Here is a 22511-nt window from a genome sequence, read left to right on the forward strand (position 1 = left end):
GAAACTTATTTATTGAGGGCAAGAGCCAAATTGCGGGCAAGAAAAAAGGGAGACCCGTCGGCCTCCCTTTGAAAACTTCGTCCGTGCTCGACGCTTTTGACGTCGGCTCACCTCACGCCGTCTTCTGGACAGTGTGTAGCTCGGGGGCCGACACATCCCCTGTGGGGGTGGCGACCGCAGCTGGCCTGATTGGGCGAGCCGCACTGGACTGTTTGTCCGAGCAGTGATTCTGGTGATAAGAATAGGCCCGCAGCGCTGGCAGAGGATTGCGAAGATTGCTCAAATAAACATAACTTGCGCAATTTTTTACCCTGGATAGATAATCTGCCGCAATTGTTATGACAAAGGCCTGATTGATGAGCAAACTCGACCGATACGACCTGAGCATTTTGGCGGAATTGCAGCGCGACGCGCGCATCTCCAACCAGGAGCTGGCCGAACGCATCGGCCTGTCACCCTCGCCCTGCTCGCGGCGGGTCAAGCAACTGGAAGACGATGGCTACATCACCCGTCAGGTCGCCCTGCTGGACCGCAAGATGCTCGGCCTGAGCCTGACGGCTTATGTGCTGATCGGCATGGACCGCCATACGCCGGAGCGTTTCGAGAACTTCGAAGCGGCCATTCGCACGTTGCCCCAGGTGCTGGAATGCAGCCTGGTGACAGGAATGGATGCGGATTATCAGCTCAAGGTGGTGGTGCCGGACATGGACCATTATCAGAAACTGCTGCTGGGGCATCTGACGCGGATTGAAGGGGTGACCAGTGTGCGGTCGAGTTTTGTGTTGAACCAGGTGCTTAACAGCACTGAGTTGCCGTTGACGCATCTGCGTGGTTAAGGACGCCTTCGCGAGCAAGCCCGCACCCACAGGTTTTGCTCTGGACAAAATATTCCGATGAACACAAAACCTTGTGGGAGCGGGCTTGCTCGCGAAGAGGCCGGCACAGGCGACGAATGACTGCGGCACAGAGACGCAGGTCAATGCCCCGCCAATCTCCCTTGGCGTATACTCGCCCCGCCCTTTTTAGCCCCGCCCGCGCTGGAGATGTTCGATGGATCCTGCAGTATTCGAAGAGTGGATGATGACCGGACTGGTCAGCATCCTGATCATTTTCATGGGTTTCATCGTCTGGGATCTGGCGAAGAAGTCCAAGGCCGGACGCTTCGGCTCGTTCATCCTGTTCTTCGTGCTCGGTCTGGGTGTCGGCGCGTTCGTGATCAAAAGTGTGGTCATCGGCATGATCGAATCCGGCACGTTATAAACGCGCAGGCACTTCCTTCCACTGGCCCTGATCGAGCCCTTCGATCGTCCAGTCGCCGATTCTGACCCGCACCAGACGCAACGTCGGCAAGCCCACCGCCGCCGTCATGCGCCGTACCTGACGGTTTCGACCTTCGCGAATCACCAATTCCAGCCAACTGGTCGGCACGCTTTTGCGAAAGCGCACCGGCGGGTCGCGCGGCCACAGTTCAGGCTCTTCTAACTGGCGCGCTTCGGCCGGCAAGGTCATGCCGTCGTTCAGCTCGACGCCCTCGCGCAAGCGCTGCAACTGCTCGTCGCTCGGCTCGCCTTCCACCTGCACCCAATACGTCTTAGCCAGTTTGTGTTTCGGGTCGGCGATCCGCGCCTGAAGCTGGCCATCGTTAGTCAGCAGCAGCAAGCCTTCACTGTCGCGGTCCAGCCGCCCTGCCGGGTAAATCCCGGGCATCTCGATGAAATCCTTGAGCGTCGCCCGCCCTTCGCCGTCGCTGAATTGCGTCAGCACATCGAACGGTTTGTTGAACAGGATCAGCTTCGGCTCGGCGGGCGGCGCTTTGGCAACGCGGCGAGGGGCTGAAGGAGCTGGCTTCGCGCCTGGACGACGGGAAGGAGGACGCGGTGGACGGGACATGGGGAAAACAACATCTAACGGTCAGGGCTGCTAATGCTAGTGCCCCGACCGCCAAATGACCACGACAAACCGTTAGCGGAACGGCGGCTCGTCGAAGCTGCGCAGTTTGCGCGAGTGCAGCGAGTTGAGTTCGGTGCGCAACAGATCCACCGCCTCGATGCCGATCTTCAAGTGCTGGCTGACCGCGCGTTCATAGAAGGCGTTGGCCGAACCCGGCAGCTTGATTTCGCTGTGCAGGGGTTTGTCCGACACGCAGAGCAACGTGCCGTAGGGCACCCGCAAGCGATAACCCTGGGCGGCGATGGTGCCGCTTTCCATGTCCACCGCCACGGCGCGGGACAGGTTGATCAGCGGACGTTCCTGCGCCCAGCGCAACTCCCAGTTACGGTCGTCGTAGGTCAGCACAGTGCCGGTACGCAGGCGTTTCTTCAGCTCGTCGCCCTTCTCGCCGGTGATGTTGGCCGCCGCTTGCTGCAAGGCCATCTGCACTTCGGCCAGGGCCGGAATAGGGATATTCGGCGGCACGACCCGGTCGAGAATCCCGTCACGACGCATGTAAGCGTGAGCCAGAACGTAGTCGCCGATGGTCTGGGACTGACGCAAGCCACCGCAGTGGCCGATCATCAGCCAGCAATGTGGACGCAGCACTGCCAGGTGGTCGGTAATGTTCTTGGCGTTAGACGGGCCAACGCCGATATTCACCAGGGTCACGCCGTGGCCATCGCTGGCGATCAAGTGATAGGCCGGCATCTGGTAACGATGCCACACCACGCCAGCGGCAATCGCCGAGGCTTCGCCGTGATCCATGCTCTTTTCGATGATCACGTTGCCCGGCAAGACCATGCGCACGAAACGCGGATCACTGCGCAGTTGTTCCAGGCCATGAACGATGAACTGGTCGACGTAACGGTGGTAGTTGGTCAGCAGGATCCACGGCTGCACATGACGCCAGTCGCTGCCGGTGTAATGCACCAGTCGACGCAGGGAGAAATCCACGCGCGCGGCATCGAACAGGGCCAGGGGCAGCGGATCGGTGTTTTCCCAATCGTACAGACCGTCGGCAATGCCATCGGTGGCAGCGGACAGATCGGTACTCGGGAACACCCGCGCCAGCACGGCGGCAGTAACGCCGGAGCCGGCCAGCTCATCGCCCTGCTCGACCACGTACGGGTAAGGAATGTTCTGTTGGCTGATGCCGACTTCGACCGTCACGGTGAAGTCATGCATCAACGGCACCAGCTGTTCCAGCAAATACTTACGGAACGCTGCGGGATGGGTGACGGTGACGCTGTAGGTCCCTGGCAGCTGAACCTTGGCGTAGGCGCGGGTGGTCTGTGGGACTTCGCCCTGGCAATGGTAGGTCAGACGCAGTTCGGGATAACGAAACATCGCACGCTGCTCGGCGTCCGGTTCCACGCGATCTTTGAGGTAACGCTTGAGCGCCTGGTTCAGCGCGGTGGTTGCACGATTGTGCAAGAGCGCAAGCCGATCCACGGCTTGCTCGGCGGTTTGAACGACAATAAACGCTTCGGTCACGATCAGCTTCCTGTGTTCTGACTTGCAGACCTTCATCTTGCCTGTATCGTCGCTTCACGGGAACAGTGGTGTGCTGATACTCCAATGCTGTGATCACTAAAAATCCAATGTGGGGCTTGCTCGCGAGTGCGGCGTGTTAGTCACATCAATGTCGGATGTGCCGCCGTCTTCGCGAGTAAGCCCGCTCCCACAGGGGTGTGGTGTCGTTTATATAAGCGGCGTCGACCGCGCCACAATCGCCTCAACATCCAGTCCGCGAGGCAGCGCGCCATACACCCGCCCTGCTGAACCCAGGCGGCTGGCAATGAAGGCATCACTGACTGCGGCATTGCCGGCTTCCAGCAACAGCTTGGCTTGAAGACCCAAAGCGATGTCTTCGGTGAGCTGCCGGGCGCGGTATTGAATGTCGCCGGTGTCCTTGAACGCCGTCTGCAACTGGCTGATATGCGCGGCCAGGCGTTTATCGCCATGGCCATCACCCAACTCACTGAACAACACATCGAGCACACCCGGCTCCTTGGACAGGGCTCGCAGCACATCCAGGCATTGCACGTTGCCGGACCCTTCCCAAGTCGAGTTCACCGGCGCCTCACGGTACAGGCGCGGCAGGATGCTTTCTTCGACATACCCCGCGCCGCCCATGCATTCGGCGGCTTCGTTGATCATTCCCGGCGCGCGCTTGCAGATCCAGTACTTGCCCACCGCCGTCACCAGTCGTGCGAATTTGGCCTCATGATCGTCATCCAGATGATCCAGCGCCCGGCCCATGCGCAAGCTCAAGGCCAGGGCGGCTTCGCTTTCCAGGGCCAGGTCGGCCAGCACGTTCTGCATCAAGGGTTGTTCACTGAGCAGCTTGCCGCCGACCATCCGGTGGGCACAGTGATGGCTGGCCTGGGTCAGGGCCTGGCGCATCAGCGAGCTGGAACCGACCATACAATCGAAGCGGGTCATGGCGACCATTTCGATGATAGTCGGAACGCCACGGCCTTCTTCGCCGACCATCCAGGCCAGGGCGCCACGGAACTCCACTTCGCTGGACGCGTTGGAGCAATTGCCGAGTTTGTTCTTCAGCCGCTGTATGTAGAACTGATTACGCGTGTCATCCGGGCGATGGCGCGGCAGCAGGAAACAGGTCAAACCCTTGTCAGTCTGGGCCAGGGTCAAGAAGGCATCGCACATCGGCGCCGAACAGAACCATTTGTGGCCCACCAGTTCGTAGGCCTGACCCGGGCCGCTGGCACCGACCGGAAAAGCCTTGGTGGTGTTGGCCCGCACGTCGGTGCCGCCCTGTTTTTCGGTCATGGCCATGCCGATGGTGACGCCGGCCTTATGCGCCATGCCAACGTTGCGCGGGTCGTATTCGGTCGAGAGGATTTTTGGCAGCCACTGCTCGGCCAGATCAGGTTGCAGACGCATGGCCGGGACGCTGGCGAAAGTCATGGTCAGCGGGCAACCACTGCCGGCTTCGGCCTGGCTGTGCAAGTACGTCATCGAGGCGCGGGCGACGTGGGCGCCGGACTGCGGATGAGCCCAGGGCAACGAGGTCAAGCCGTGCTCGACCGCTGTGCGCATCAGCTCGTGATAGGCCGGGTGAAATTCCACCAGGTCGATACGATGGCCATACCGGTCATGGCTGCTGAAAACCGGTTTGTTTTGATTGGCCAGGAACCCCGCTTCCATCAGCGGCCCGCCGGCCAGTGCGCCGTAGGCGTCGATCCGCGATTCGGCCCAACCGGCACCGAAACGCCGTGACCATTCCTGCAATGGCAAATCAATTCGATACAGGTTGGTGCCGTCCAGCGACGGCGGCTGGTTGGTGACTTCGTGGGTTTCGGCGAACTGATGCAGGTTCATGACGGGGGCTCCTTTGGTCAGCCAAGGGACTTCAGTTAAGCACCGCCCCTTGACCGAACAAAGTGTCATATCTGCCTAACTGTCGGCGCTTTCACCCTGCCTCGGGCAAAGCACCCGCCGATAGAGCGCGGCCTGCAAGTCTTCGAATTTCACCGGTTTGCTCAGGTAATCGATCAGCGTGCCGGTCGGGCAGCGTTCGCGATCAACACTCAGGGCAAGCATAAATACCGGCAATTGGGCACAACCCGGCAACGCGCGAATCTGGCAGCAGACGGACACACCGTCCACAGGCGGTAGCTCGCAATCGAGCAACACTGCATCGAAGGATTCGCGCTGCAAGTGATCCAGTGCAGCAGGCCCGCTGTCGGCAGTGCGTACCCGGAACCCGAGCTTGAGCAACATGCCGCGCATCACCAATTGATTGATGCTGTTGTCATCCACCAGCAACACCCTGCAGTCCTGAGGCAGGCGCAAGCGCGGAAATTCCCGGGTCATCTTCGGCACTGACGGCCGTTCCACCACCGGCAACTCGAACTCGACATCCAGCTGGAAACGACTGCCGCGCCCAGGCTCCGAACGGTGAGTCAGGCGCCCGCCCATTAATTCGATCAGTTGCCGACAAATCGCCAGACCAACGCCCAGACCGCCGTATTCACGGGTCATCGAGCCGTCGAGCTGGAAGAACCGTTGATACATGGTCGCCTCCCCCAGATCGGTGAAACCGATGCCTGTGTCGATTACCGCAAACGACAGCGCCATCCGGCCGGGCTCTGCGGGTTTACCCGTCACCCGCAGCGCCAACCCACCGATTCGGGTGAACTTGATTGCGTTATCCAACAGGCATTCCAGGCATTGCGCCAACTTGGCGCTGTCGCCAATCAAGCGATCCGGCAGCCCCTGTGATACCTCGACCTTGAAGTCCAGCGACTTGCTCAACGCATTGCCTTCGAACTGCACGCGCAAGGCATCGACGACACCACGCAAACTGAACGTGGCCGCAGAGGCCGTGAGCTTGCCCGCCTGCAATTCGGTCAGCGTGAGGATGCCGTTGACCATGCGCATCATGTCCCGTGCCGACCCTGCGGCCGTTTGTTGATATTGCTCCAACTCAGGGTCCATCTCGACGGTCTGCATCAGTTCCAACGAACCGATCACACCGTTCATGGGGGTGCGCAGTTCATGGGTCAGGGTGGCGAGGAATTCATCCTTGAGTTTGTTGCTGTGCGCCAGTTGCTGGTTGAGCACTTCAAGTTTCTGACCGGCATCGAACAAGGTCTGCGCCTGCTGCTCCCGCATGGCGTTGATGCGGTCGGCCAAGGCCAGGGACAGCAGCGCCACTTCGATTGCCGAGCCAATCTGGCTGGAATACATGGTCAGGAACACGTTCGGCAGATAACCCAGCACCATCATCGTGTTGACAATGCCGCCAAGCAAAAACGCCGACCAGGCAATGATGAAATACCGTGCCACCCGCAAACCGCGCAGCCAGGCGAAAATCCCTGCGGCAAAAATCACCACGGTGAATGTCAGCGCCAGGGCCGTCGCCAGGCGTAGCGCCAGGCCGTAACTGGTCATCAGCGACAACCCGACAACCACCGCACTGAACGCAATCAGCGCCAGCAGCAAGCGGTCGAGCCAGCGACTGTGGGTGGCGGTCTGCAAGAAACTGCGGGCGAACTGACTGCCGAACAGCCCGGCGCAACCGATGAAAAATGGCGTCGCAGCGTTGGCCCACCACGGGTTATTCGGCCAGAAATACTCTACCGCCGCGCCGTTGACCGACAGCTGATACAAGCCGAACGAGGCGATGTAGAAGATGTAGTAGAGGTAGCTGGTGTCACGCACGCTGAGATAGATGAACAGGTTGTAGACCAGCATTCCCAGCAATACGCCGTAGATCAGCCCCAGTACATAAAGTCGAACCGGTTGTTCTTCGAGGTAAGCGGTGCTCGACCACAACGTGACGGGGGCCTGGATCGACCCTTCGCTTTCCAGCCGCAGGTACACGGTTTGCGCTTGATCAGGGGTGAAATTCAGATCGAACAGGTAGTTGTTCTGACGGATTTCGCGACTGTCGAACGGCAAGGCGTCGCCGGTTTGCCGGGCCAACTGATAGCCGCCGGCAGCATCAGGCAAGTAGAGGTCAAGGTGATCGAGGGGCGGATACGCCAGCTCCAGCAACCAGGTGCGTTGCGCCGCAGGATTGGTCGGGCGGTAATGCAGGTCGATTTTCAGCCAGAACGCCGAGCGCGAATAACCGGCGTTGAGGGTGGCTTTATCGTGAGTTTTGAATTTCCCGGCAGCCGCTTGCGCCAAGACATCGGCGATGGTCGCGTGACCACCCGCGTCTTCGAACACTTGCAGGGTTCGGCCCAGGGGAAGGCTTTTAGTGAATTCATCGAATTCGACCGCGCTCGCCAGGAGGGGCAAGCACAACAGCAACATTAGCAAATAGCGCATTTAAGCCCCAGCGTGGCCTGTCCGGTTCTGTCAGGAAGCCCCCCATTCCTTTTGAGTAGACGTAAAACCGGTATTACCTGTTATTGGTTTGGATCCACTCTAGCATAGCCGTTGATGGCCATTGAACACCATTGAAATTTTTCCTACAAAGGCTCTAGAACGGGCGTTCCAGAGCCGCCCATCGGGCCACAGTTGTAGGTTCGGTCAGATTGTGACAATGGCAGTGCGGCCAATGACCGTTTGTGGCGAGGGCGCTTGCTCCCTCGCCACAATGTATCGGCCGAACTGGATGTCGCTACACCCGAAAAAAGATGTTTGGTGGTAAGCTCGCGCACCATGAATATCTACAGCTCTCGCCCCGTTGTCCTCTGTCTCTCCGGCCACGACCCAAGTGGTGGCGCCGGCTTGCAGGCAGATATCGAAGCCCTGCTCGCTCAGGGTTGTCATGCGGCTCCGACCGTCACCGCCCTGACCGTGCAAGACACGGTCAACGTCACTGACTTCCGCGTCCTCGACCGTGAATGGGTGTTGGCCCAGGCCAATGCCGTGCTCAACGATTCGACGGTCGCCGCGGTCAAGTTGGGCATGCTCGGTTCTCTGGAAATGGTCGACACCGTCGTCGAACTGCTTTCGGCGCATCCGCACTTGCCAGTGGTCTGCGACCCGGTGCTGCGCGCCGGTGGCGGCGGACGATTGGGCAAGGACGAAGTCGGCTACGCCATGCGCGAACGCCTGCTACCCCTGGCCATCATTGCCACCCCTAACCTTCCCGAAGCCCGCATCCTCGCTGAACTGCCCGAAGGCACCGCGGACGAATGCGCTGAAAAGCTCCTGCCGTTCGTCAAACACCTGCTGATCACCGGCGGCCATGGCGATGAAGACGAAATCCACAATCGCCTGTACAGCCGCGACGGTCGCCGCGAAACCTACACCTGCCAGCGTTTGCCTGGCAGCTACCACGGTTCGGGTTGCACGCTGGCCAGCGCTCTCGCCGGTCGTCTGGCACAGGGTGAAAACCTCGCCAGCGCCGTGCAGACCGCGCTTAACTACACGTGGCGCACCCTGCGTGATGCGGAACAACTGGGCAAAGGCCAGTTCGTACCACGCCGCCTGCCGCTGGATTTCTGTTCGTAAGCCAAGAGGCCTGCTCGATGAAACTACGTGGCCTGTATGCCATTACCGACAGCCAGTTACTGGCCGGTAAATTTCTGTCGTACGTGGAGGCGGCGCTGGAAGGCGGCGTCATCCTGTTGCAATACCGCGACAAGAGCAGCGACGAGGCCCGCCGCCTGCGCGAGGCCGAAGCCCTGCGCGATCTGTGCGAACGCTACAAGACCCAGCTGATCATCAATGACGACGCCGAGCTGGCCGCACGCCTGAACGTTGGCGTGCACCTGGGCCAGACCGATGGCCCGCTGACTCCGGCCCGCGCGTTGCTCGGTCGCCAGGCAATCATCGGTTCGACCTGCCACGCGCAACTCGAACTCGCCGAGCAGGCCGCCAAAGAAGGCGCCAGTTACGTCGCCTTCGGTCGCTTCTTCAATTCGAACACCAAACCCGGCGCACCGACCTGCAGCCTCGAACTGCTCGACCAGGCCCGCAGCAAATTGCACCTGCCGATCTGCGCGATCGGTGGCATCACCCTGGATAACGCCGCCCCGCTGGTGGCACACGGGGTCGATTTGCTGGCGGTTGTGCATGGTCTGTTTGGCGCCGAGAGCACCGCTGAAGTGACGCGCCGCGCCCGCGCATTCAATGAATTACTTAAAGTCTGATTTGAGAGTCCGATCATGTCTCGTTCCGAAACGCTGTTTGCCAATGCCCAGAAACATATTCCCGGTGGCGTGAACTCGCCTGTTCGCGCGTTCAAAAGTGTCGGCGGCACGCCGCTGTTCTTCAAGCATGCGGAAGGCGCCTACGTCACCGACGAAGACGACAAGCGTTATGTGGATTACGTCGGTTCCTGGGGCCCGATGATTCTCGGCCACAGCCATCCGGATGTGCTGGACGCGGTGCGCAAGCAGCTGGAGCACGGCCTGTCATACGGCGCTCCGACCGAGATGGAAACGCAGATGGCCGATCTGGTCTGCTCGATCGTGCCGTCGATGGAAATGGTGCGCATGGTCAGCTCCGGGACTGAAGCAACCATGAGCGCTATCCGTCTGGCTCGCGGTTTCACCGGCCGTGACAGCATCATCAAGTTCGAAGGTTGCTATCACGGTCACTCCGACAGCCTGCTGGTCAAGGCCGGTTCCGGCGCCCTGACCCAAGGCGTGCCAAGTTCGGCCGGTGTGCCGGCGGCGTTTGCCAAACACACCCTGACCCTGCCGTTCAACGACATCGACGCCGTGGAAACCATGCTCGCCGAAGTCGGCCAGGACGTGGCCTGCATCATCGTCGAGCCAGTGGCTGGCAACATGAACTGCGTGCCGCCGGCGCCAGGTTTCCTCGAAGGCCTGCGGACCCTGTGCGACAAGCACGGCGTGGTGCTGATTTTCGACGAAGTGATGACCGGCTTCCGTGTCGCCCTCGGCGGCGCACAAGCCCATTACGGCGTAACGCCGGACCTGACTACCTTCGGCAAGATCATTGGTGGCGGCATGCCGGTTGGCTGCTTCGGCGGCAAACGCGAAATCATGTCGCACATCGCGCCGCTGGGCCCGGTCTACCAGGCTGGCACCTTGTCGGGTAACCCGCTGGCCATGGCCGCGGGCCTGACTACTTTGCGCCTGATCAGCCGTCCAGGTTTCCACGCTGAACTGACCGACTACACCAGCCGCCTGCTCGATGGCCTGCAACAGCGCGCCGATGCCGCGGGCATTCCGTTCGTGACCACCCAGGCTGGCGGTATGTTCGGCCTGTACTTCAGCGGTGCCGACGACATCGTGACCTTCGATGACGTGATGGCCAGCGACGCCAAGCTGTTCGGTCGCTTTTTCCACTTGATGCTCGAAGGCGGCGTGTACCTGGCGCCGAGCGCATTCGAAGCCGGCTTCACCTCGATCGCCCACGGCGAAGCGGAGTTGAAACTGACGCTGGATGCCGCCGAGCGCGCTTTTGCCGCATTGAAATAACGCTGTGCCGCTGACGTTGGCGATTGCCAGCGTCAGCTTTCACCTACATTCCCGCCCTTTTTCCTACTCATCTGCTAATAATGCCCCGCAAAGTGGGCGATATATTTCCCGCGCAGCAGAAAAACGAGTAAAGACTTTGTAAGGTTGGCCCTGCTTATTTCATAATGCGCGCTTATTGGATCCCCTCGATGGGTCCGCGCGCCCTTCAGAGGTAAGTCGATTCCCATGAACCGCACCGGCCGCGCCCTTGCACTGGGCTGCCTGTTGCTCCTTCAGCCCCTGCTCGCGCTCGCACAAGCAGGCGGCAACTCGTTGTTAATCCCAGCGATGGGTCGCTGCACCCTCAATACCCAGCCGCAAGACCTGGCACAGGCTCTCGCCGCCTGCCAGAAAGCGTCGGATGAAGGGGATGCGCAAGCGCAATACGAGTTGGGTGAGTTCTACTACGACGGCAAAAACGCGCCGCGCGACCTCAATAAAGCCTTGGATTACTTCGAAAAAGCCTCGCTGCAAGGCCACGCCCAGGCGCAATTCAAACTCGGCACCATGTTTTTCCACGGCGAAGGCGTACAGGCCAATAACGTCCAGGCGTATATCGTGCTGAAAATGGCTGCGGTCAACGGCGCTGAAGAGGCATTGGATACGGCCGATGAAGTGGCCGAGAAAATGCCTCGCGAAGAACTTGAGGTGGCGACTCAGGTGCTGGGGCAAATCTTCCGTAAATACTTGATGGAACTGCAGAGCGCCGATGGGCGTACGCCGTTTTCGCCACTGCCTTAATTCTGCATCGACCTTTCTGGCCCCTTCGCGAGCAAGCCCGCTCCCACAGTTGATCTGCGTCGTCACAAATCAACTGTGGGAGCGGGCTTGCTCGTGAATGGACGCGACGCGGTCTTGAGACCTATTTCTCAGGCATCGGCATCGGAAACGGCATGACATTGCCGACCGCGCCGCGGGCTTCGCTGATTTTCGGTGTGCCGAGACGCTCGACTTCGTCGATGCGTACAATCGAATGCATGGGCACGAAACTGCGCACAACACCTTCGAATTGAGCCTTGAGTTTCTCTTCGCTCGGATCGACGACCACTTGTGTGCGCTCGCCAAAGACGAACTCTTCTACTTCCAGGAAGCCCCACAGATCACTTTGATAGATCTGCTTGGCGTACATTTCGTACACCTGGCCCTGGTTGAGGAAAATCACCTTGTAGATTGGAGCTTCACGTTTGGTCATGGTGGGCGAGCAACACATCGGGGGATAAAAATGAGGGCGCGAACTATAGCATAGCCGCCGGACGCACAACGGTAGGAACCTCGGGACATGTTCCCTATAATGCGCGGTTCTTTGAATCACGTGATGACTCTGTCCATGGCCAAGAAGCTTTACATCGAAACCCACGGTTGCCAAATGAACGAGTACGACAGCTCGCGCATGGTTGATCTGCTGGGTGAACACCAGGCCCTGGAAGTCACCGCTCGCGCTGAAGATGCCGACGTGATCCTGCTCAACACCTGCTCGATCCGCGAACGCGCCCAAGACCGGGTGTACTCCCAGCTCGGCCGCTGGCGCGAACTGAAACTCGCCAACCCGGACATGGTGATCGCCGTCGGCGGTTGCGTCGCCAGCCAGGAAGGCGCCGCCATCCGCGATCGCGCGCCTTATGTTGACGTCGTGTTCGGTCCGCAGACCCTGCACCGCCTGCCGGAAATGATCGACGCCGCGCGCGCCACCAAGCTGCCGCAAGTCGACGTCTCGTTTCCGGAAATCGAAAAATTCGACCATCTGCCCGAGCCGCGCATCGACGGGCCGAGCGCTTACGTGTCGGTCATGGAGGGCTGCAGCAAGTACTGCACTTTCTGCGTGGTGCCGTACACCCGCGGTGAAGAAGTCAGCCGGCCGTTCGACGACGTGATTGCCGAGATCATCCACCTGGCCGAAAACGGCGTGCGTGAAGTGACGTTGCTGGGTCAGAACGTCAACGGCTATCGCGGGACCACTCACGACGGACGCCTGGCGGATCTCGCCGAGCTGATCCGGGTGGTGGCTGCAGTCGATGGCATCGACCGGATTCGCTACACCACTTCACACCCGCTGGAATTTTCCGACAGTCTGATCCAGGCCCACGCCGACGTACCGGAGCTGGTGAAACACCTGCACTTGCCGGTGCAGTCGGGTTCGGACCGGATCCTGGCGGCCATGAAGCGCAACCACACGGCGCTGGAATACAAATCCAAACTGCGCAAATTGCGGGCCGCCGTGCCGGGGATTTGCATCAGCTCGGACTTCATCGTCGGCTTCCCGGGCGAGACCGAGAAAGATTTCGAACAGACCATGAAGCTGATCGAAGACGTCGGTTTCGACTTCTCCTACTCGTTCGTCTACAGCCAGCGCCCGGGCACACCGGCGGCCGATCTGGCCGACGAAACGCCGGAAGCGCTGAAAAAAGAACGCCTGAACGCGCTGCAACATCGTTTGAACCAGCAAGGTTTCGAGATCAGCCGACAAATGGTCGGTTCGATCCAGCGGATCCTGGTGACCGATTATTCGAAAAAAGACCCTGGCGAACTGCAAGGCCGGACCGAGAATAACCGTATCGTGAACTTCCGCTGCGACAATCCAACCTTGATCGGCCAGTTCGCTGACGTGCACATCGACGCTGCGCAGCCGCACTCGCTGCGGGGTTCGTTGATCCAGTAACTGTCGCAGGTCAATGTGAGAGCGGGCTTGCTCGCGAAGGCGGGGTGTCAGTTACATTATGTCGACTGACACTCCTCATTCGCGAGCAAGCCCGCTCCCACAGAGACCGCGCCAGGCACGGGAATCAGATTGGTCTGTATAAGAGCTTTCGCACCCAGGCCACTGGCGTTATCCTTGATTTCATCTTAATTGCCCCAGGGCGGCTAAATACGACCTTGAACGCACCTATAGAACCACATCGTTTCATCCTCGAGCCCTTTGAAGCTCGCCGCTTCGCCAATCTGTGCGGGCAATTCGACGAGCATCTGCGCTTGATCGAACAGCGCCTGACCATCGAGATCCGCAACCGCGGAAACCAGTTCGAACTGATCGGCGAGCCCAAGCACACCACCTCCGCGGAAAACCTCCTGCGCCGCCTGTACCGGGAAACCAAGGGTACCGAGCTGTCGCCGGACATGGTTCACCTGTTCCTGCAGGAATCGGCCGTCGAAGAGCTGGACAACGCCTCCCCCGCCGAACCGTCCGTCGCCCTGCGCACCAAAAAAGGAATGATTCGCCCTCGCGGCTTGAATCAGCTGCGCTACGTGAAGGAAATCCTCGGCAACGACATCAATTTCGGCATTGGCCCGGCCGGTACCGGCAAGACCTATCTGGCCGTTGCCTGCGCGGTAGACGCGTTGGAACGCGAGCAGATTCGCCGCATCCTGCTGGTTCGTCCGGCGGTGGAAGCGGGCGAAAAACTCGGTTTCCTGCCCGGTGACCTGTCGCAGAAGATCGACCCGTACCTGCGTCCGCTCTATGACGCGCTCTACGAAATGCTCGGCTTCGAACACGTGGCTAAGCTGATCGAGCGCCAGGTCATTGAAGTTGCGCCACTGGCCTACATGCGTGGTCGTACGCTCAATAACAGTTTCATCATCCTCGACGAAAGCCAGAACACCACCGTCGAGCAAATGAAAATGTTCCTGACCCGCATCGGCTTCGGTTCCACAGCGGTCATTACCGGTGACATCACCCAGGTCGACCTGCCGAAAGGCACCAAGTCCGGGCTGCACCATGTGATCGAAGTGCTCAAGGACGTGCCGGGCATCAGCTTCACCCATTTCATGCCCAAAGACGTCGTGCGCCATCCGCTGGTGCAGCGCATCGTCGAAGCCTACGAGCGCTTCGAAAATCGCGTTGCCGAAGAGCCGGCGAAGCTCTCATCCAGGGACACTCGCCACGATGCTTGAGCTTGATCTGCAACTGGCTACCGAAGCGCCCGCCCCCAGCGAAACCGAGTTCCGCCAATGGTGCGAACTCGCCCTGCGCCAGCGCACCGCCGACTCTGAAATGACCATTCGCCTGGTCGACGAAGAAGAAGCCCGCGAGCTGAACCACACCTGGCGGCAAAAAGATTACGCCACTAACGTCCTGTCGTTTCCTGCCGATGTGCCTGACGAGTTTCTTGACATCCCGCTGCTGGGCGATCTGGTGATCTGCGTAGCGGTGGTCGAGCGCGAAGCCGCGGAACAAGGCAAGGAGCTGAAGGCGCACTGGGCGCATCTGGTCATTCACGGCTGCTTGCATCTGCTTGGTTACGACCATATAGATGACGAAGAAGCTGAAGAAATGGAAGCACTGGAACGAACGTTGCTTGCAGAGTTGGGCTTTCCCGACCCGTATGCGGACGATGAAACAGACACATCCCCTATCGTTACAACAAAGGATTCAGAGTAATCGCTATGAGCGAAGATCGATCGAGCAACGGGCAAAAGTCCTGGTTGGGTAAGCTCACCCAGGCTTTTGCCCACGAGCCGAAGAACCGCCAGGAGCTGCTGGAGCTGCTGCGCGACGCACACCAAAACAAGCTGCTGGACAGCGAAGCGCTGGCCATCGTCGAAGGCGCCATCCAGGTCGCTGACCTGCAAGTACGGGACATCATGGTCCCGCGCTCGCAGATGATCAGCATCAAGGCGACCCAGACTCCCCGCGAGTTTCTGCCCGCCGTGGTCGATTCGGCCCACTCCCGCTACCCGGTGATCGGCGAAAGCCACGATGACGTGATGGGCGTATTGCTGGCCAAGGACTTACTGCCGTTGATCCTCAGGGAGAACGGCGACAGCTTCAACATCAAGGACCTGCTGCGTCCGGCCACCTTCGTGCCCGAGTCCAAGCGCCTGAATGTGCTGCTGCGCGAGTTCCGCGCCAACCACAACCACATGGCCATCGTCATCGACGAATACGGCGGCGTGGCCGGTCTGGTAACCATCGAAGACGTGCTGGAGCAAATCGTCGGCGACATCGAAGATGAGCACGACGTCGAAGAAGACAGCTACATCAAGCCGCTGCCCAGCGGTGATTTCCTGGTCAAGGCCCTGACGCCGATCGAGAACTTCAATGAGTTCTTCGACAGCGAATTCTCCAACGATGAATTCGACACCGTCGGCGGTTTGGTGATGAGCGCGTTCGGGCACTTGCCAAAACGTAACGAAATCACTGAAATCGGCCCCTATCGCTTTCGCATCCTGAATGCCGACAGCCGTCGGATTCACTTGCTGCGCCTGACCCCAATTGCCCGGTAAATCTAAGGACTGAAATGCTCCGTCTGACCCGCCCCGGCTGGCCCGGTAACCTGCTGGCCGTGGCGGCCGGTGCAATCACCACCCTGGCCCTGGCGCCGTTCGACATCTGGCCGTTGGCATTGCTGGCGGTCGGTTTCTTCTATGCCGGATTGCGCGAACTGAATCCCCGTCAGGCCCTGGGCCGTGGCTGGTGTTTCGGTTTCGGCCTGTTTGGCGCCGGTACCAGCTGGATCTACTACAGCATTCATAACTTTGGCGGCGCTTCCGTGCTGCTGGCCGGTTTTTTGATGCTGCTGTTCACCGCGGCGATTGCCTGGTTCTTTGCCCTGCCCGCCTGGATCTGGGCGCGTTGGCTACGTCGCAACGAGGCACCACTGGCTGACGCCCTGGCTTTCGCGGCGTTGTGGGTCGGCCAGGAAGCCTTTCGCGGCTGGTTTCTCACCGGTTTTCCGTGGCTCTACTCCGGTTACAGCCAACTCGATGGTCCGCTGGCCGGGCTCGCACCAGTCGGCGGAATGTGGCTGATTTCCTTCACCCTGGCCCTCACGGCCGCGCTGCTCTACAACGCGGTGCGCCTGGTGAAAACCGGTCGTAAAGGCTTCATCGCCGCTGGGGTGTTACTGCTGGTCGGCCCTTGGGTGGCCGGCATGGCGCTCAAGGAACACGCCTGGACCAGCCCGGCAGGTGCGCCACTGAGTGTCGCGGCGATTCAGGGCAATATCGAACAGAGCATGAAGTGGGACCCGGCGCAGCTCAACGCACAGCTGGCGCTGTACCGAGACATGAGTTTCAGTTCCAAGCGTGTCGACCTGCTGATCTGGCCGGAAACCGCAGTCCCGGTGCTCAAGGAGTCTGCCGAGGGCTACCTGAACATGATGGGGAAATTCGCTGCAGAGCGTAATTCAGCGCTGATTACCGGCGTGCCGATCCGCCAGGAAGTGCATCGCGAGAAGCGTTTTTTCAATGGCATCACCGTGGTTGGTGAAGGCGATGGCACCTATCTCAAGCAGAAACTGGTGCCGTTTGGCGAGTACGTTCCGTTGCAGGACGTATTGCGCGGGCTGATCGCTTTCTTCGACCTGCCGATGTCGGACTTTGCCCGCGGGCCCTCCGACCAGGCGATGCTGCAGGCCAAGGGTTATCAGATTGCACCGTACATCTGCTACGAAGTGGTGTACCCGGAATTCGCCGCGAGCCTCGCGGCACGCAGCGATTTGCTGCTGACCATCAGCAACGACACCTGGTTCGGCACCTCCATCGGCCCCCTGCAACATTTGCAGATGGCGCAGATGCGCGCCTTAGAGGCTGGTCGCTGGATGATCCGTGCTACCAACAACGGCGTGACCGGACTGATCAACCCGTTCGGCCAGATCACGGTGCAGATCCCGCAGTTCGAACAAGGCGTCCTGTACGGCGAAGTAGTGCCGATGCACAACCTGACGCCCTACCTGCAATGGCGTTCGTGGCCGCTGATCATTGTGTGCGTGCTGTTGTTTGGCTGGGCACTGGTGGCTAGCCGGATGGCAAAAACCGTTTAAAAGCTTCGCGAGCAAGCCCGTTCCCACAGTAGATCTATGGTGTTCACACTTGTGATCAAGTGTGGGAGCGGGCATGGCGGACACCGCATCAATCGCCGGTGACCTCTCGTCAGTAAAACAACGAATACCCGATCTGCCCCACCGCTTCGTTCAACAATTGCCCTGATTGCCAGATCGACTTGAATTCCGGCATCCAGCCGCCCAGTGGCCGGGCGTTGTCCCCGCCTAAAAAGCCAACCGGTGCGGGCACCACCTCAAAACCTGCTTTCTGAAAGCTCCATACCGCTCGCGGCATGTGCCAGGCCTGGGTCACGACCACCACACGCTTGATCCCCTGCGGCAACAACACGTCGGCGCTGAACTGGGCGTTTTCCCACGTCGTACGGCTTCGCCCCTCCTGCCAACGCACGGTCACGCCGAAATCATCGAGCAGAGAATCGGCCATCAGCTTGGCTTCGGTGGGCGGGGTACCGTAATGCAGCCCACCACTGGTCAGGATCGGCAAACCCGACGCCTTGGCTAATCGCGCCGCATAACGCTGACGCTCCAGGCCAATGCCGGTCGGCTGATCGGTGCCCCAGGCCGAGTCACCCCGTTCACGCCCGGAACCCAGCACCACAATGGCATCGGCGTGCTGGCGCAAAGCTGCCCATTCTTCGCGAGCCAACGGCGGCTCACTCTCAAGGGCCTCGGCACTCCACTGCACCACGATCGGCAGACTCATCAGCCAGAAGCCGCCCAATCCCAGGGCAAAGCACAATCCGGCCAGTCGCGGCCTTGAGCGGCGTAACCACCAGGCAAGAAGCAGCAACAGCAAAAGAATGCCGGGGGGCAGCAGAAGTTGTTTAACGAAGTAACGAAAAGGCATCGAGCATCTCCAGAGATGCCCGAAGCCTAAGTGGGTTGACGCAATGCGACAACAAATGCGGAAGGACTATGCTTAAAAAAACCATACGTTATGGCTTCAAGTGCCCTTACTTGAATTGCAGAGACCGGACCTTTACCGCGTCCCTGCCGGGTGTTTTGTCCTTGAGCCAGATGATCTTGGCTGAACGTGGTGCGTCTAGTTGCTTCACTGCTTCTGACAAGCATCCGTGTGTCTCACGTTCACTGCGATCGAGATACGCCTTGACCAGTGCAAACTCTGCGGGGCTCAAGCCACGCAACTCCAGTTCCAGCGGACGCTCATCGCGTAACCGGCCAGCGGTTTTTGCCACGTCCAGGGCCATTCCCAGACGATCGATCAGTCTTTCGTACAGCTCCGGTTTTGTAACTTTTTGCCGTGACTCAACCATCCCTCACCTCATTGAAGATAAGACTCGCTCCCCATTTAGAGCTTAGCTTCCATGAACAAACCGGCTGAGAACTGCGACCAACGGCCCTCGCAGCGGGTTTCAGGTGACTTGCGGCAGTAATCAGGGTTTCCCTCGGTAGAGCGCGGTCATGTATGCTACGGCGCTTCCTGTAACTCCACTTCCAGCTCGTCTGGGCACCGAAACGCCGATTTGGCGTGATCACCGTCCAGCGTTGCATTGAAGAGGATTAGGCCACCCCTATTCAGTTCAAAAGTAGCCATGCACGAACAATATCAGCCCCGTGAAATCGAAGCCGCCGCCCAGTCCTTCTGGGACGAGCAAAAGTCCTTTGAAGTCAGTGAACAGCCAGGCAAGGAGACGTTCTACTGCCTGTCGATGTTCCCTTACCCCAGCGGCAAGCTACACATGGGGCATGTGCGCAACTACACCATCGGCGACGTGATCTCCCGCTACCAGCGCATGCAAGGCAAGAACGTCCTGCAACCCATGGGTTGGGACGCTTTCGGCATGCCGGCGGAAAACGCCGCGATGAAGAACAATGTAGCGCCCGCCAAGTGGACCTACGAAAACATCGCCTACATGAAAAACCAGCTGCGCAGCCTGGGCCTAGCGGTGGACTGGTCCCGTGAAGTGACCACCTGCAAGCCGGATTACTACCGCTGGGAACAATGGCTGTTCACTCGCCTGTTCGAAAAAGGCGTTATTTACAAAAAAAGCGGCACCGTGAACTGGGACCCGGTCGACCAGACCGTTCTGGCCAACGAACAGGTAATCGACGGTCGCGGCTGGCGTTCCGGCGCGCTGATCGAAAAGCGCGAAATCCCGATGTACTACTTCAAGATCACCGCTTATGCGGATGAGCTGCTGGAAAGCCTCGACGAACTGACTGGCTGGCCTGAACAGGTCAAGACCATGCAGCGCAACTGGATCGGCAAATCCCGCGGCATGGAAGTGCAGTTCCCGTACAACGTCGATTCCATCGGCGAAGCCGGCGCACTGAAAGTCTTCACCACCCGTCCGGATACCCTGATGGGCGCGACCTACGTTGCCGTAGCCGCCGAGCATCACCTGGCGACCCTGGCCGCGCAGAACAATCCAGAGCTGCAAGCGTTCATCGCTGAATGCAAAGGCGGCAGCGTCGCCGAAGCTGACGTCGCCACTCAAGAGAAAAAAGGTCTGCCGACCTCGCTGTTCGTCGAGCACCCGCTGACCGGTGAGAAACTCCCGGTGTGGGTCGCCAACTACGTGCTGATGCACTACGGCGATGGCGCGGTCATGGCCGTTCCGGCGCACGACGAACGTGATTTCGAATTCGCCACCAAGTACGACCTGCCGATCAAGTCCGTGGTGCGCACCAGTTCCGGTGACACCCATCCGGCACCCTGGCAGGACGCCTATGGCGAGCATGGCATGCTGATCAACTCCGGCGAGTTCGACGGCCTCGATTTCGCAGGCGCCTTCGACGCTATCGAAGTGGCGCTGATCAAGAAAAACCTCGGTGCTTCGCGCACCCAGTTCCGCCTGCGCGACTGGGGCATCAGCCGTCAACGCTACTGGGGCTGCCCGATTCCGATCATCCACTGCGACACCTGCGGTGATGTGCCGGTCCCGGAAGATCAACTGCCGGTCGTACTGCCGGAAGACGTTGTTCCGGACGGCGCAGGTTCGCCACTAGCGCGCATGCCAGAGTTCTACGAGTGCAGCTGCCCGAAATGCGGCCAGCCTGCCAAGCGTGAAACCGACACCATGGACACCTTTGTCGAGTCCTCGTGGTACTACGCCCGTTACGCCTCGCCGCACTATGAAGGCGGTCTGGTGGAAAAAGCGGCGGCCGACCATTGGTTGCCAGTGGATCAGTACATCGGCGGTATCGAACACGCCATTCTTCACCTGCTCTACGCGCGCTTCTTCCACAAGCTGATGCGTGACGAAGGCCTGGTGAGTTCCAACGAGCCGTTCAAGAACCTGCTGACCCAAGGCATGGTGATTGCCGAGACTTACTATCGTCGTGAAGCCAATGGTGCTTACACCTGGTTCAACCCGGCGGACGTGGAGCTTGAGCGAGACAGCAAGGCCAAGGTCATCAGCGCCAAGCTGATCGCAGACGGCCTGCCGGTGGAGATCGGCGGCACCGAGAAGATGGCCAAATCGAAGAACAACGGCGTCGACCCACAGTCGATGATTGACCAGTTCGGCGCAGACACCTGCCGTCTGTTCATGATGTTCGCCTCGCCACCAGACATGAGCGCGGAATGGTCCGACTCCGGAGTAGAAGGCTCGCACCGCTTCCTCAAGCGCGTCTGGCGTCTGGCTCAAGCGCACGTTACTCAGGGCCTGCCGGGCAAACTGGACGTCGCCAGCCTGAACGACGAGCAGAAAGCCATTCGCCGTTCGATCCACCAAGCCATCAAGCAGGCGAGCCACGACGTCGGCCAGAACCACAAATTCAACACCGCCATCGCCCAGGTGATGACGTTGATGAACGTGCTGGAGAAAGCCCCGCAAGGCACCGAGCAGGATCGCGCGCTGATTCACGAAGGCCTGGAAACCGTGGTCCTGCTGCTGGCGCCGATCACTCCGCACATCAGCCATGAGCTGTGGCATCGTCTGGGTCACGCCGATCCGGTGATCGACGCTGGCTGGCCGGTGCTGGACGAAAGCGCTCTGGTGCAGGACAGCCTGCAATTGGTGATTCAGGTTAACGGCAAGCTGCGCGGCCATATCGAAATGCCCGCCAGTGCAAGCCGCGAAGAAGTCGAAGCCGCCGCACGAGCCAACGAGAACGTGCTGCGCTTCGTCGATGGCCTGACGATTCGTAAAGTGATCGTAGTGCCCGGGAAACTGGTCAATATCGTCGCCAGCTAATTGGATCAGGCGCCAGGTCATGCCTGGCGCCGAGTAAAACCTTTCGGGCCGCATGATCGGCCCACATGGTTTCAAGGGGAGCAACAAGATGATCAAACGCAATTTGCTGGTGATGGGCCTCGCCGTTTTGCTGAGTGCCTGCGGTTTCCAGCTGCGCGGTACCGGCACCACTGAACTGGCGATCAAGGAACTCGACCTGAGTGCCCGCAATGCCTACGGCGAAACCGTGACGCAAATGCGTCAGGTGCTGGCAAGCAGCGGCGTCAAGGTCTACAGCGGCGCGCCTTACAAACTGGTGCTGACCGACGAGCAGGAAAGCCAGCGCATTCTCAGCTACGCAGGCGCCGGTCGTACTGGCGAGTACCAGGCAAGCACAGTCCTGAGCTACGACATCCGTGGCCAGGGCAACCTGCCGCTGCTGAGCGACAAGCTTGAAGTGCAAAAAGTCTTCATCCACGACGGCAACAACCTCGTGGGCTCCGACCAAGAAGCCAACGATGCCCGCAAGGAAATGCGTCGCGAGCTGGTGCAACGCATGATGCTGCGCCTGCAACAGCTGACCCCGACCCAGCTGGATCAGCTGCAACAGACCGCCGATGCCAGGGCCAAGGCTGAAGCCGCGGCACTGGAAGCGGCGCAGAAGGCTGAAGCGGAAACCCCGCGTCAGTCGCCTATCGAACTGCCGCAGCAATAAGACTTACGGGGCGCTCAGGCGCCCC

The 22511-nt window shown here is 59.9% G+C and carries 20 protein-coding genes; 13 read left to right on the forward strand and 7 right to left on the reverse strand.

Annotated features, from left to right (window positions below; all coding sequences use genetic code 11):
- Positions 1 to 356: 356 nt before the first annotated feature.
- Complete coding sequence (locus ACA055_RS26045; RefSeq protein ID WP_403102566.1) at positions 357 to 836, forward strand: Lrp/AsnC family transcriptional regulator; 480 nt, start codon at positions 357 to 359, stop codon at positions 834 to 836.
- Positions 837 to 1050: 214 nt separating this feature from the next.
- A complete protein-coding gene (locus ACA055_RS26050) occupies positions 1051 to 1260 on the forward strand; it encodes a DUF2788 domain-containing protein (protein ID WP_497681205.1) in 210 nt (69 codons plus the stop codon).
- On the opposite strand, the gene ACA055_RS26055 is transcribed toward ACA055_RS26050, so the two are convergent.
- The 4 genes from ACA055_RS26055 to ACA055_RS26070 all read right to left on the reverse strand — a co-directional run bounded on the left by ACA055_RS26055 (position 1255) and on the right by ACA055_RS26070 (position 7740).
- Positions 1255 to 1890: a pseudouridine synthase gene (locus ACA055_RS26055; protein WP_497681206.1), complete on the reverse strand. Its 636-nt coding sequence runs from the start codon at positions 1888 to 1890 to the stop codon at positions 1255 to 1257. The genes ACA055_RS26050 and ACA055_RS26055 overlap by 6 nt on opposite strands.
- A gap of 72 nt (positions 1891 to 1962) precedes the next feature.
- Complete coding sequence (amn, locus tag ACA055_RS26060; RefSeq protein ID WP_497681207.1) at positions 1963 to 3462, reverse strand: AMP nucleosidase; 1500 nt, start codon at positions 3460 to 3462, stop codon at positions 1963 to 1965.
- Positions 3463 to 3633: 171 nt separating this feature from the next.
- Positions 3634 to 5280, reverse strand: coding sequence for an acyl-CoA dehydrogenase family protein (locus tag ACA055_RS26065; protein ID WP_497681208.1), 1647 nt, complete (start codon positions 5278 to 5280; stop codon positions 3634 to 3636).
- A gap of 75 nt (positions 5281 to 5355) precedes the next feature.
- Positions 5356 to 7740 (reverse strand): hybrid sensor histidine kinase/response regulator, encoded by a 2385-nt coding sequence (locus ACA055_RS26070; protein ID WP_497681209.1) that lies wholly within the window; start codon positions 7738 to 7740, stop codon positions 5356 to 5358.
- A 336-nt stretch (positions 7741 to 8076) separates the two neighbouring features.
- Here ACA055_RS26070 and ACA055_RS26075 point away from each other — a divergent pair, with 336 nt between their 5' ends.
- The 4 genes from ACA055_RS26075 to ACA055_RS26090 all read left to right on the forward strand — a co-directional run bounded on the left by ACA055_RS26075 (position 8077) and on the right by ACA055_RS26090 (position 11594).
- Positions 8077 to 8874, forward strand: a complete 798-nt coding sequence (locus ACA055_RS26075) for a hydroxymethylpyrimidine/phosphomethylpyrimidine kinase (protein ID WP_497681210.1) — start codon at positions 8077 to 8079, stop codon at positions 8872 to 8874.
- A 17-nt stretch (positions 8875 to 8891) separates the two neighbouring features.
- Entirely contained in the window at positions 8892 to 9515 is a 624-nt protein-coding gene (gene thiE, locus ACA055_RS26080; protein ID WP_497681211.1) for a thiamine phosphate synthase, read from the forward strand.
- A 15-nt stretch (positions 9516 to 9530) separates the two neighbouring features.
- Positions 9531 to 10814 carry a glutamate-1-semialdehyde 2,1-aminomutase gene (gene hemL / locus ACA055_RS26085; RefSeq protein WP_497681212.1) on the forward strand — a complete coding sequence of 428 codons (1284 nt, stop codon included), beginning with the start codon at positions 9531 to 9533 and terminating at the stop codon, positions 10812 to 10814.
- 225 nt (positions 10815 to 11039) lie between these two features.
- Complete coding sequence (locus tag ACA055_RS26090; RefSeq protein ID WP_497681213.1) at positions 11040 to 11594, forward strand: tetratricopeptide repeat protein; 555 nt, start codon at positions 11040 to 11042, stop codon at positions 11592 to 11594.
- Between the two features lie 121 nt (positions 11595 to 11715).
- Here ACA055_RS26090 and ACA055_RS26095 read toward each other — a convergent pair whose 3' ends face one another.
- On the reverse strand, positions 11716 to 12045 hold the full coding sequence (locus tag ACA055_RS26095) for a DUF1820 family protein (protein WP_007894425.1): 330 nt from the start codon (positions 12043 to 12045) through the stop codon (positions 11716 to 11718).
- Positions 12046 to 12180: 135 nt separating this feature from the next.
- On the opposite strand from ACA055_RS26095, the gene miaB reads away from it, so the two are divergent.
- From miaB to lnt, 5 genes are all read left to right on the forward strand, one after another.
- Positions 12181 to 13509 (forward strand): tRNA (N6-isopentenyl adenosine(37)-C2)-methylthiotransferase MiaB, encoded by a 1329-nt coding sequence (gene miaB, locus ACA055_RS26100; RefSeq protein WP_033053447.1) that lies wholly within the window; start codon positions 12181 to 12183, stop codon positions 13507 to 13509.
- 215 nt (positions 13510 to 13724) lie between these two features.
- Positions 13725 to 14741, forward strand: coding sequence for a PhoH family protein (locus ACA055_RS26105; protein WP_497681214.1), 1017 nt, complete (start codon positions 13725 to 13727; stop codon positions 14739 to 14741).
- On the forward strand, positions 14734 to 15228 hold the full coding sequence (gene ybeY, locus ACA055_RS26110) for an rRNA maturation RNase YbeY (RefSeq protein ID WP_497681215.1): 495 nt from the start codon (positions 14734 to 14736) through the stop codon (positions 15226 to 15228). Before ACA055_RS26105 ends, ybeY begins: the two co-directional genes overlap by 8 nt.
- Positions 15229 to 15233: 5 nt before the next feature.
- Positions 15234 to 16073, forward strand: a complete 840-nt coding sequence (locus ACA055_RS26115) for a CorC family transporter (RefSeq protein WP_084319721.1) — start codon at positions 15234 to 15236, stop codon at positions 16071 to 16073.
- A 14-nt stretch (positions 16074 to 16087) separates the two neighbouring features.
- Complete coding sequence (gene lnt / locus ACA055_RS26120) at positions 16088 to 17611, forward strand: apolipoprotein N-acyltransferase (RefSeq protein WP_497681216.1); 1524 nt, start codon at positions 16088 to 16090, stop codon at positions 17609 to 17611.
- A 109-nt stretch (positions 17612 to 17720) separates the two neighbouring features.
- Here lnt and ACA055_RS26125 read toward each other — a convergent pair whose 3' ends face one another.
- Complete coding sequence (locus tag ACA055_RS26125; RefSeq protein WP_497681217.1) at positions 17721 to 18479, reverse strand: YdcF family protein; 759 nt, start codon at positions 18477 to 18479, stop codon at positions 17721 to 17723.
- A gap of 106 nt (positions 18480 to 18585) precedes the next feature.
- The gene (locus ACA055_RS26130; protein WP_497681218.1) at positions 18586 to 18906 is read right to left on the reverse strand and encodes a hypothetical protein; all 321 of its coding nucleotides are present in this window, start codon (positions 18904 to 18906) and stop codon (positions 18586 to 18588) included.
- A gap of 279 nt (positions 18907 to 19185) precedes the next feature.
- On the opposite strand from ACA055_RS26130, the gene leuS reads away from it, so the two are divergent.
- A complete protein-coding gene (gene leuS, locus ACA055_RS26135) occupies positions 19186 to 21792 on the forward strand; it encodes a leucine--tRNA ligase (protein WP_497681219.1) in 2607 nt (868 codons plus the stop codon).
- 88 nt (positions 21793 to 21880) lie between these two features.
- The gene (locus tag ACA055_RS26140; RefSeq protein WP_497681220.1) at positions 21881 to 22486 is read left to right on the forward strand and encodes an LPS-assembly lipoprotein LptE; all 606 of its coding nucleotides are present in this window, start codon (positions 21881 to 21883) and stop codon (positions 22484 to 22486) included.
- Positions 22487 to 22511: the final 25 nt, after the last annotated feature.

This window comes from Pseudomonas sp. LBUM1657 (assembly GCF_059716075.1).

Bases quoted from the DNA above. Each gene is read 5' to 3' on its own strand.
- thiE (WP_497681211.1), top strand. From the start codon at position 8,892: ATGAAACTACGTGGCCTGTATGCCATTACCGACAGCCAGTTACTGGCC.
- ybeY (WP_497681215.1), top strand. From the start codon at position 14,734: ATGCTTGAGCTTGATCTGCAACTGGCTACCGAAGCGCCCGCCCCCAGC.
- ACA055_RS26125 (WP_497681217.1), bottom strand. From the start codon at position 18,479: ATGCCTTTTCGTTACTTCGTTAAACAACTTCTGCTGCCCCCCGGCATT.
- ACA055_RS26140 (WP_497681220.1), top strand. From the start codon at position 21,881: ATGATCAAACGCAATTTGCTGGTGATGGGCCTCGCCGTTTTGCTGAGT.
- ACA055_RS26065 (WP_497681208.1), bottom strand. From the start codon at position 5,280: ATGAACCTGCATCAGTTCGCCGAAACCCACGAAGTCACCAACCAGCCG.
- amn (WP_497681207.1), bottom strand. From the start codon at position 3,462: ATGAAGGTCTGCAAGTCAGAACACAGGAAGCTGATCGTGACCGAAGCG.
- ACA055_RS26095 (WP_007894425.1), bottom strand. From the start codon at position 12,045: ATGACCAAACGTGAAGCTCCAATCTACAAGGTGATTTTCCTCAACCAG.
- ACA055_RS26115 (WP_084319721.1), top strand. From the start codon at position 15,234: ATGAGCGAAGATCGATCGAGCAACGGGCAAAAGTCCTGGTTGGGTAAG.
- ACA055_RS26090 (WP_497681213.1), top strand. From the start codon at position 11,040: ATGAACCGCACCGGCCGCGCCCTTGCACTGGGCTGCCTGTTGCTCCTT.
- ACA055_RS26130 (WP_497681218.1), bottom strand. From the start codon at position 18,906: ATGGTTGAGTCACGGCAAAAAGTTACAAAACCGGAGCTGTACGAAAGA.
- ACA055_RS26050 (WP_497681205.1), top strand. From the start codon at position 1,051: ATGGATCCTGCAGTATTCGAAGAGTGGATGATGACCGGACTGGTCAGC.
- hemL (WP_497681212.1), top strand. From the start codon at position 9,531: ATGTCTCGTTCCGAAACGCTGTTTGCCAATGCCCAGAAACATATTCCC.
- ACA055_RS26045 (WP_403102566.1), top strand. From the start codon at position 357: ATGAGCAAACTCGACCGATACGACCTGAGCATTTTGGCGGAATTGCAG.
- leuS (WP_497681219.1), top strand. From the start codon at position 19,186: ATGCACGAACAATATCAGCCCCGTGAAATCGAAGCCGCCGCCCAGTCC.
- ACA055_RS26055 (WP_497681206.1), bottom strand. From the start codon at position 1,890: ATGTCCCGTCCACCGCGTCCTCCTTCCCGTCGTCCAGGCGCGAAGCCA.
- lnt (WP_497681216.1), top strand. From the start codon at position 16,088: ATGCTCCGTCTGACCCGCCCCGGCTGGCCCGGTAACCTGCTGGCCGTG.
- miaB (WP_033053447.1), top strand. From the start codon at position 12,181: ATGGCCAAGAAGCTTTACATCGAAACCCACGGTTGCCAAATGAACGAG.
- ACA055_RS26070 (WP_497681209.1), bottom strand. From the start codon at position 7,740: ATGCGCTATTTGCTAATGTTGCTGTTGTGCTTGCCCCTCCTGGCGAGC.
- ACA055_RS26075 (WP_497681210.1), top strand. From the start codon at position 8,077: ATGAATATCTACAGCTCTCGCCCCGTTGTCCTCTGTCTCTCCGGCCAC.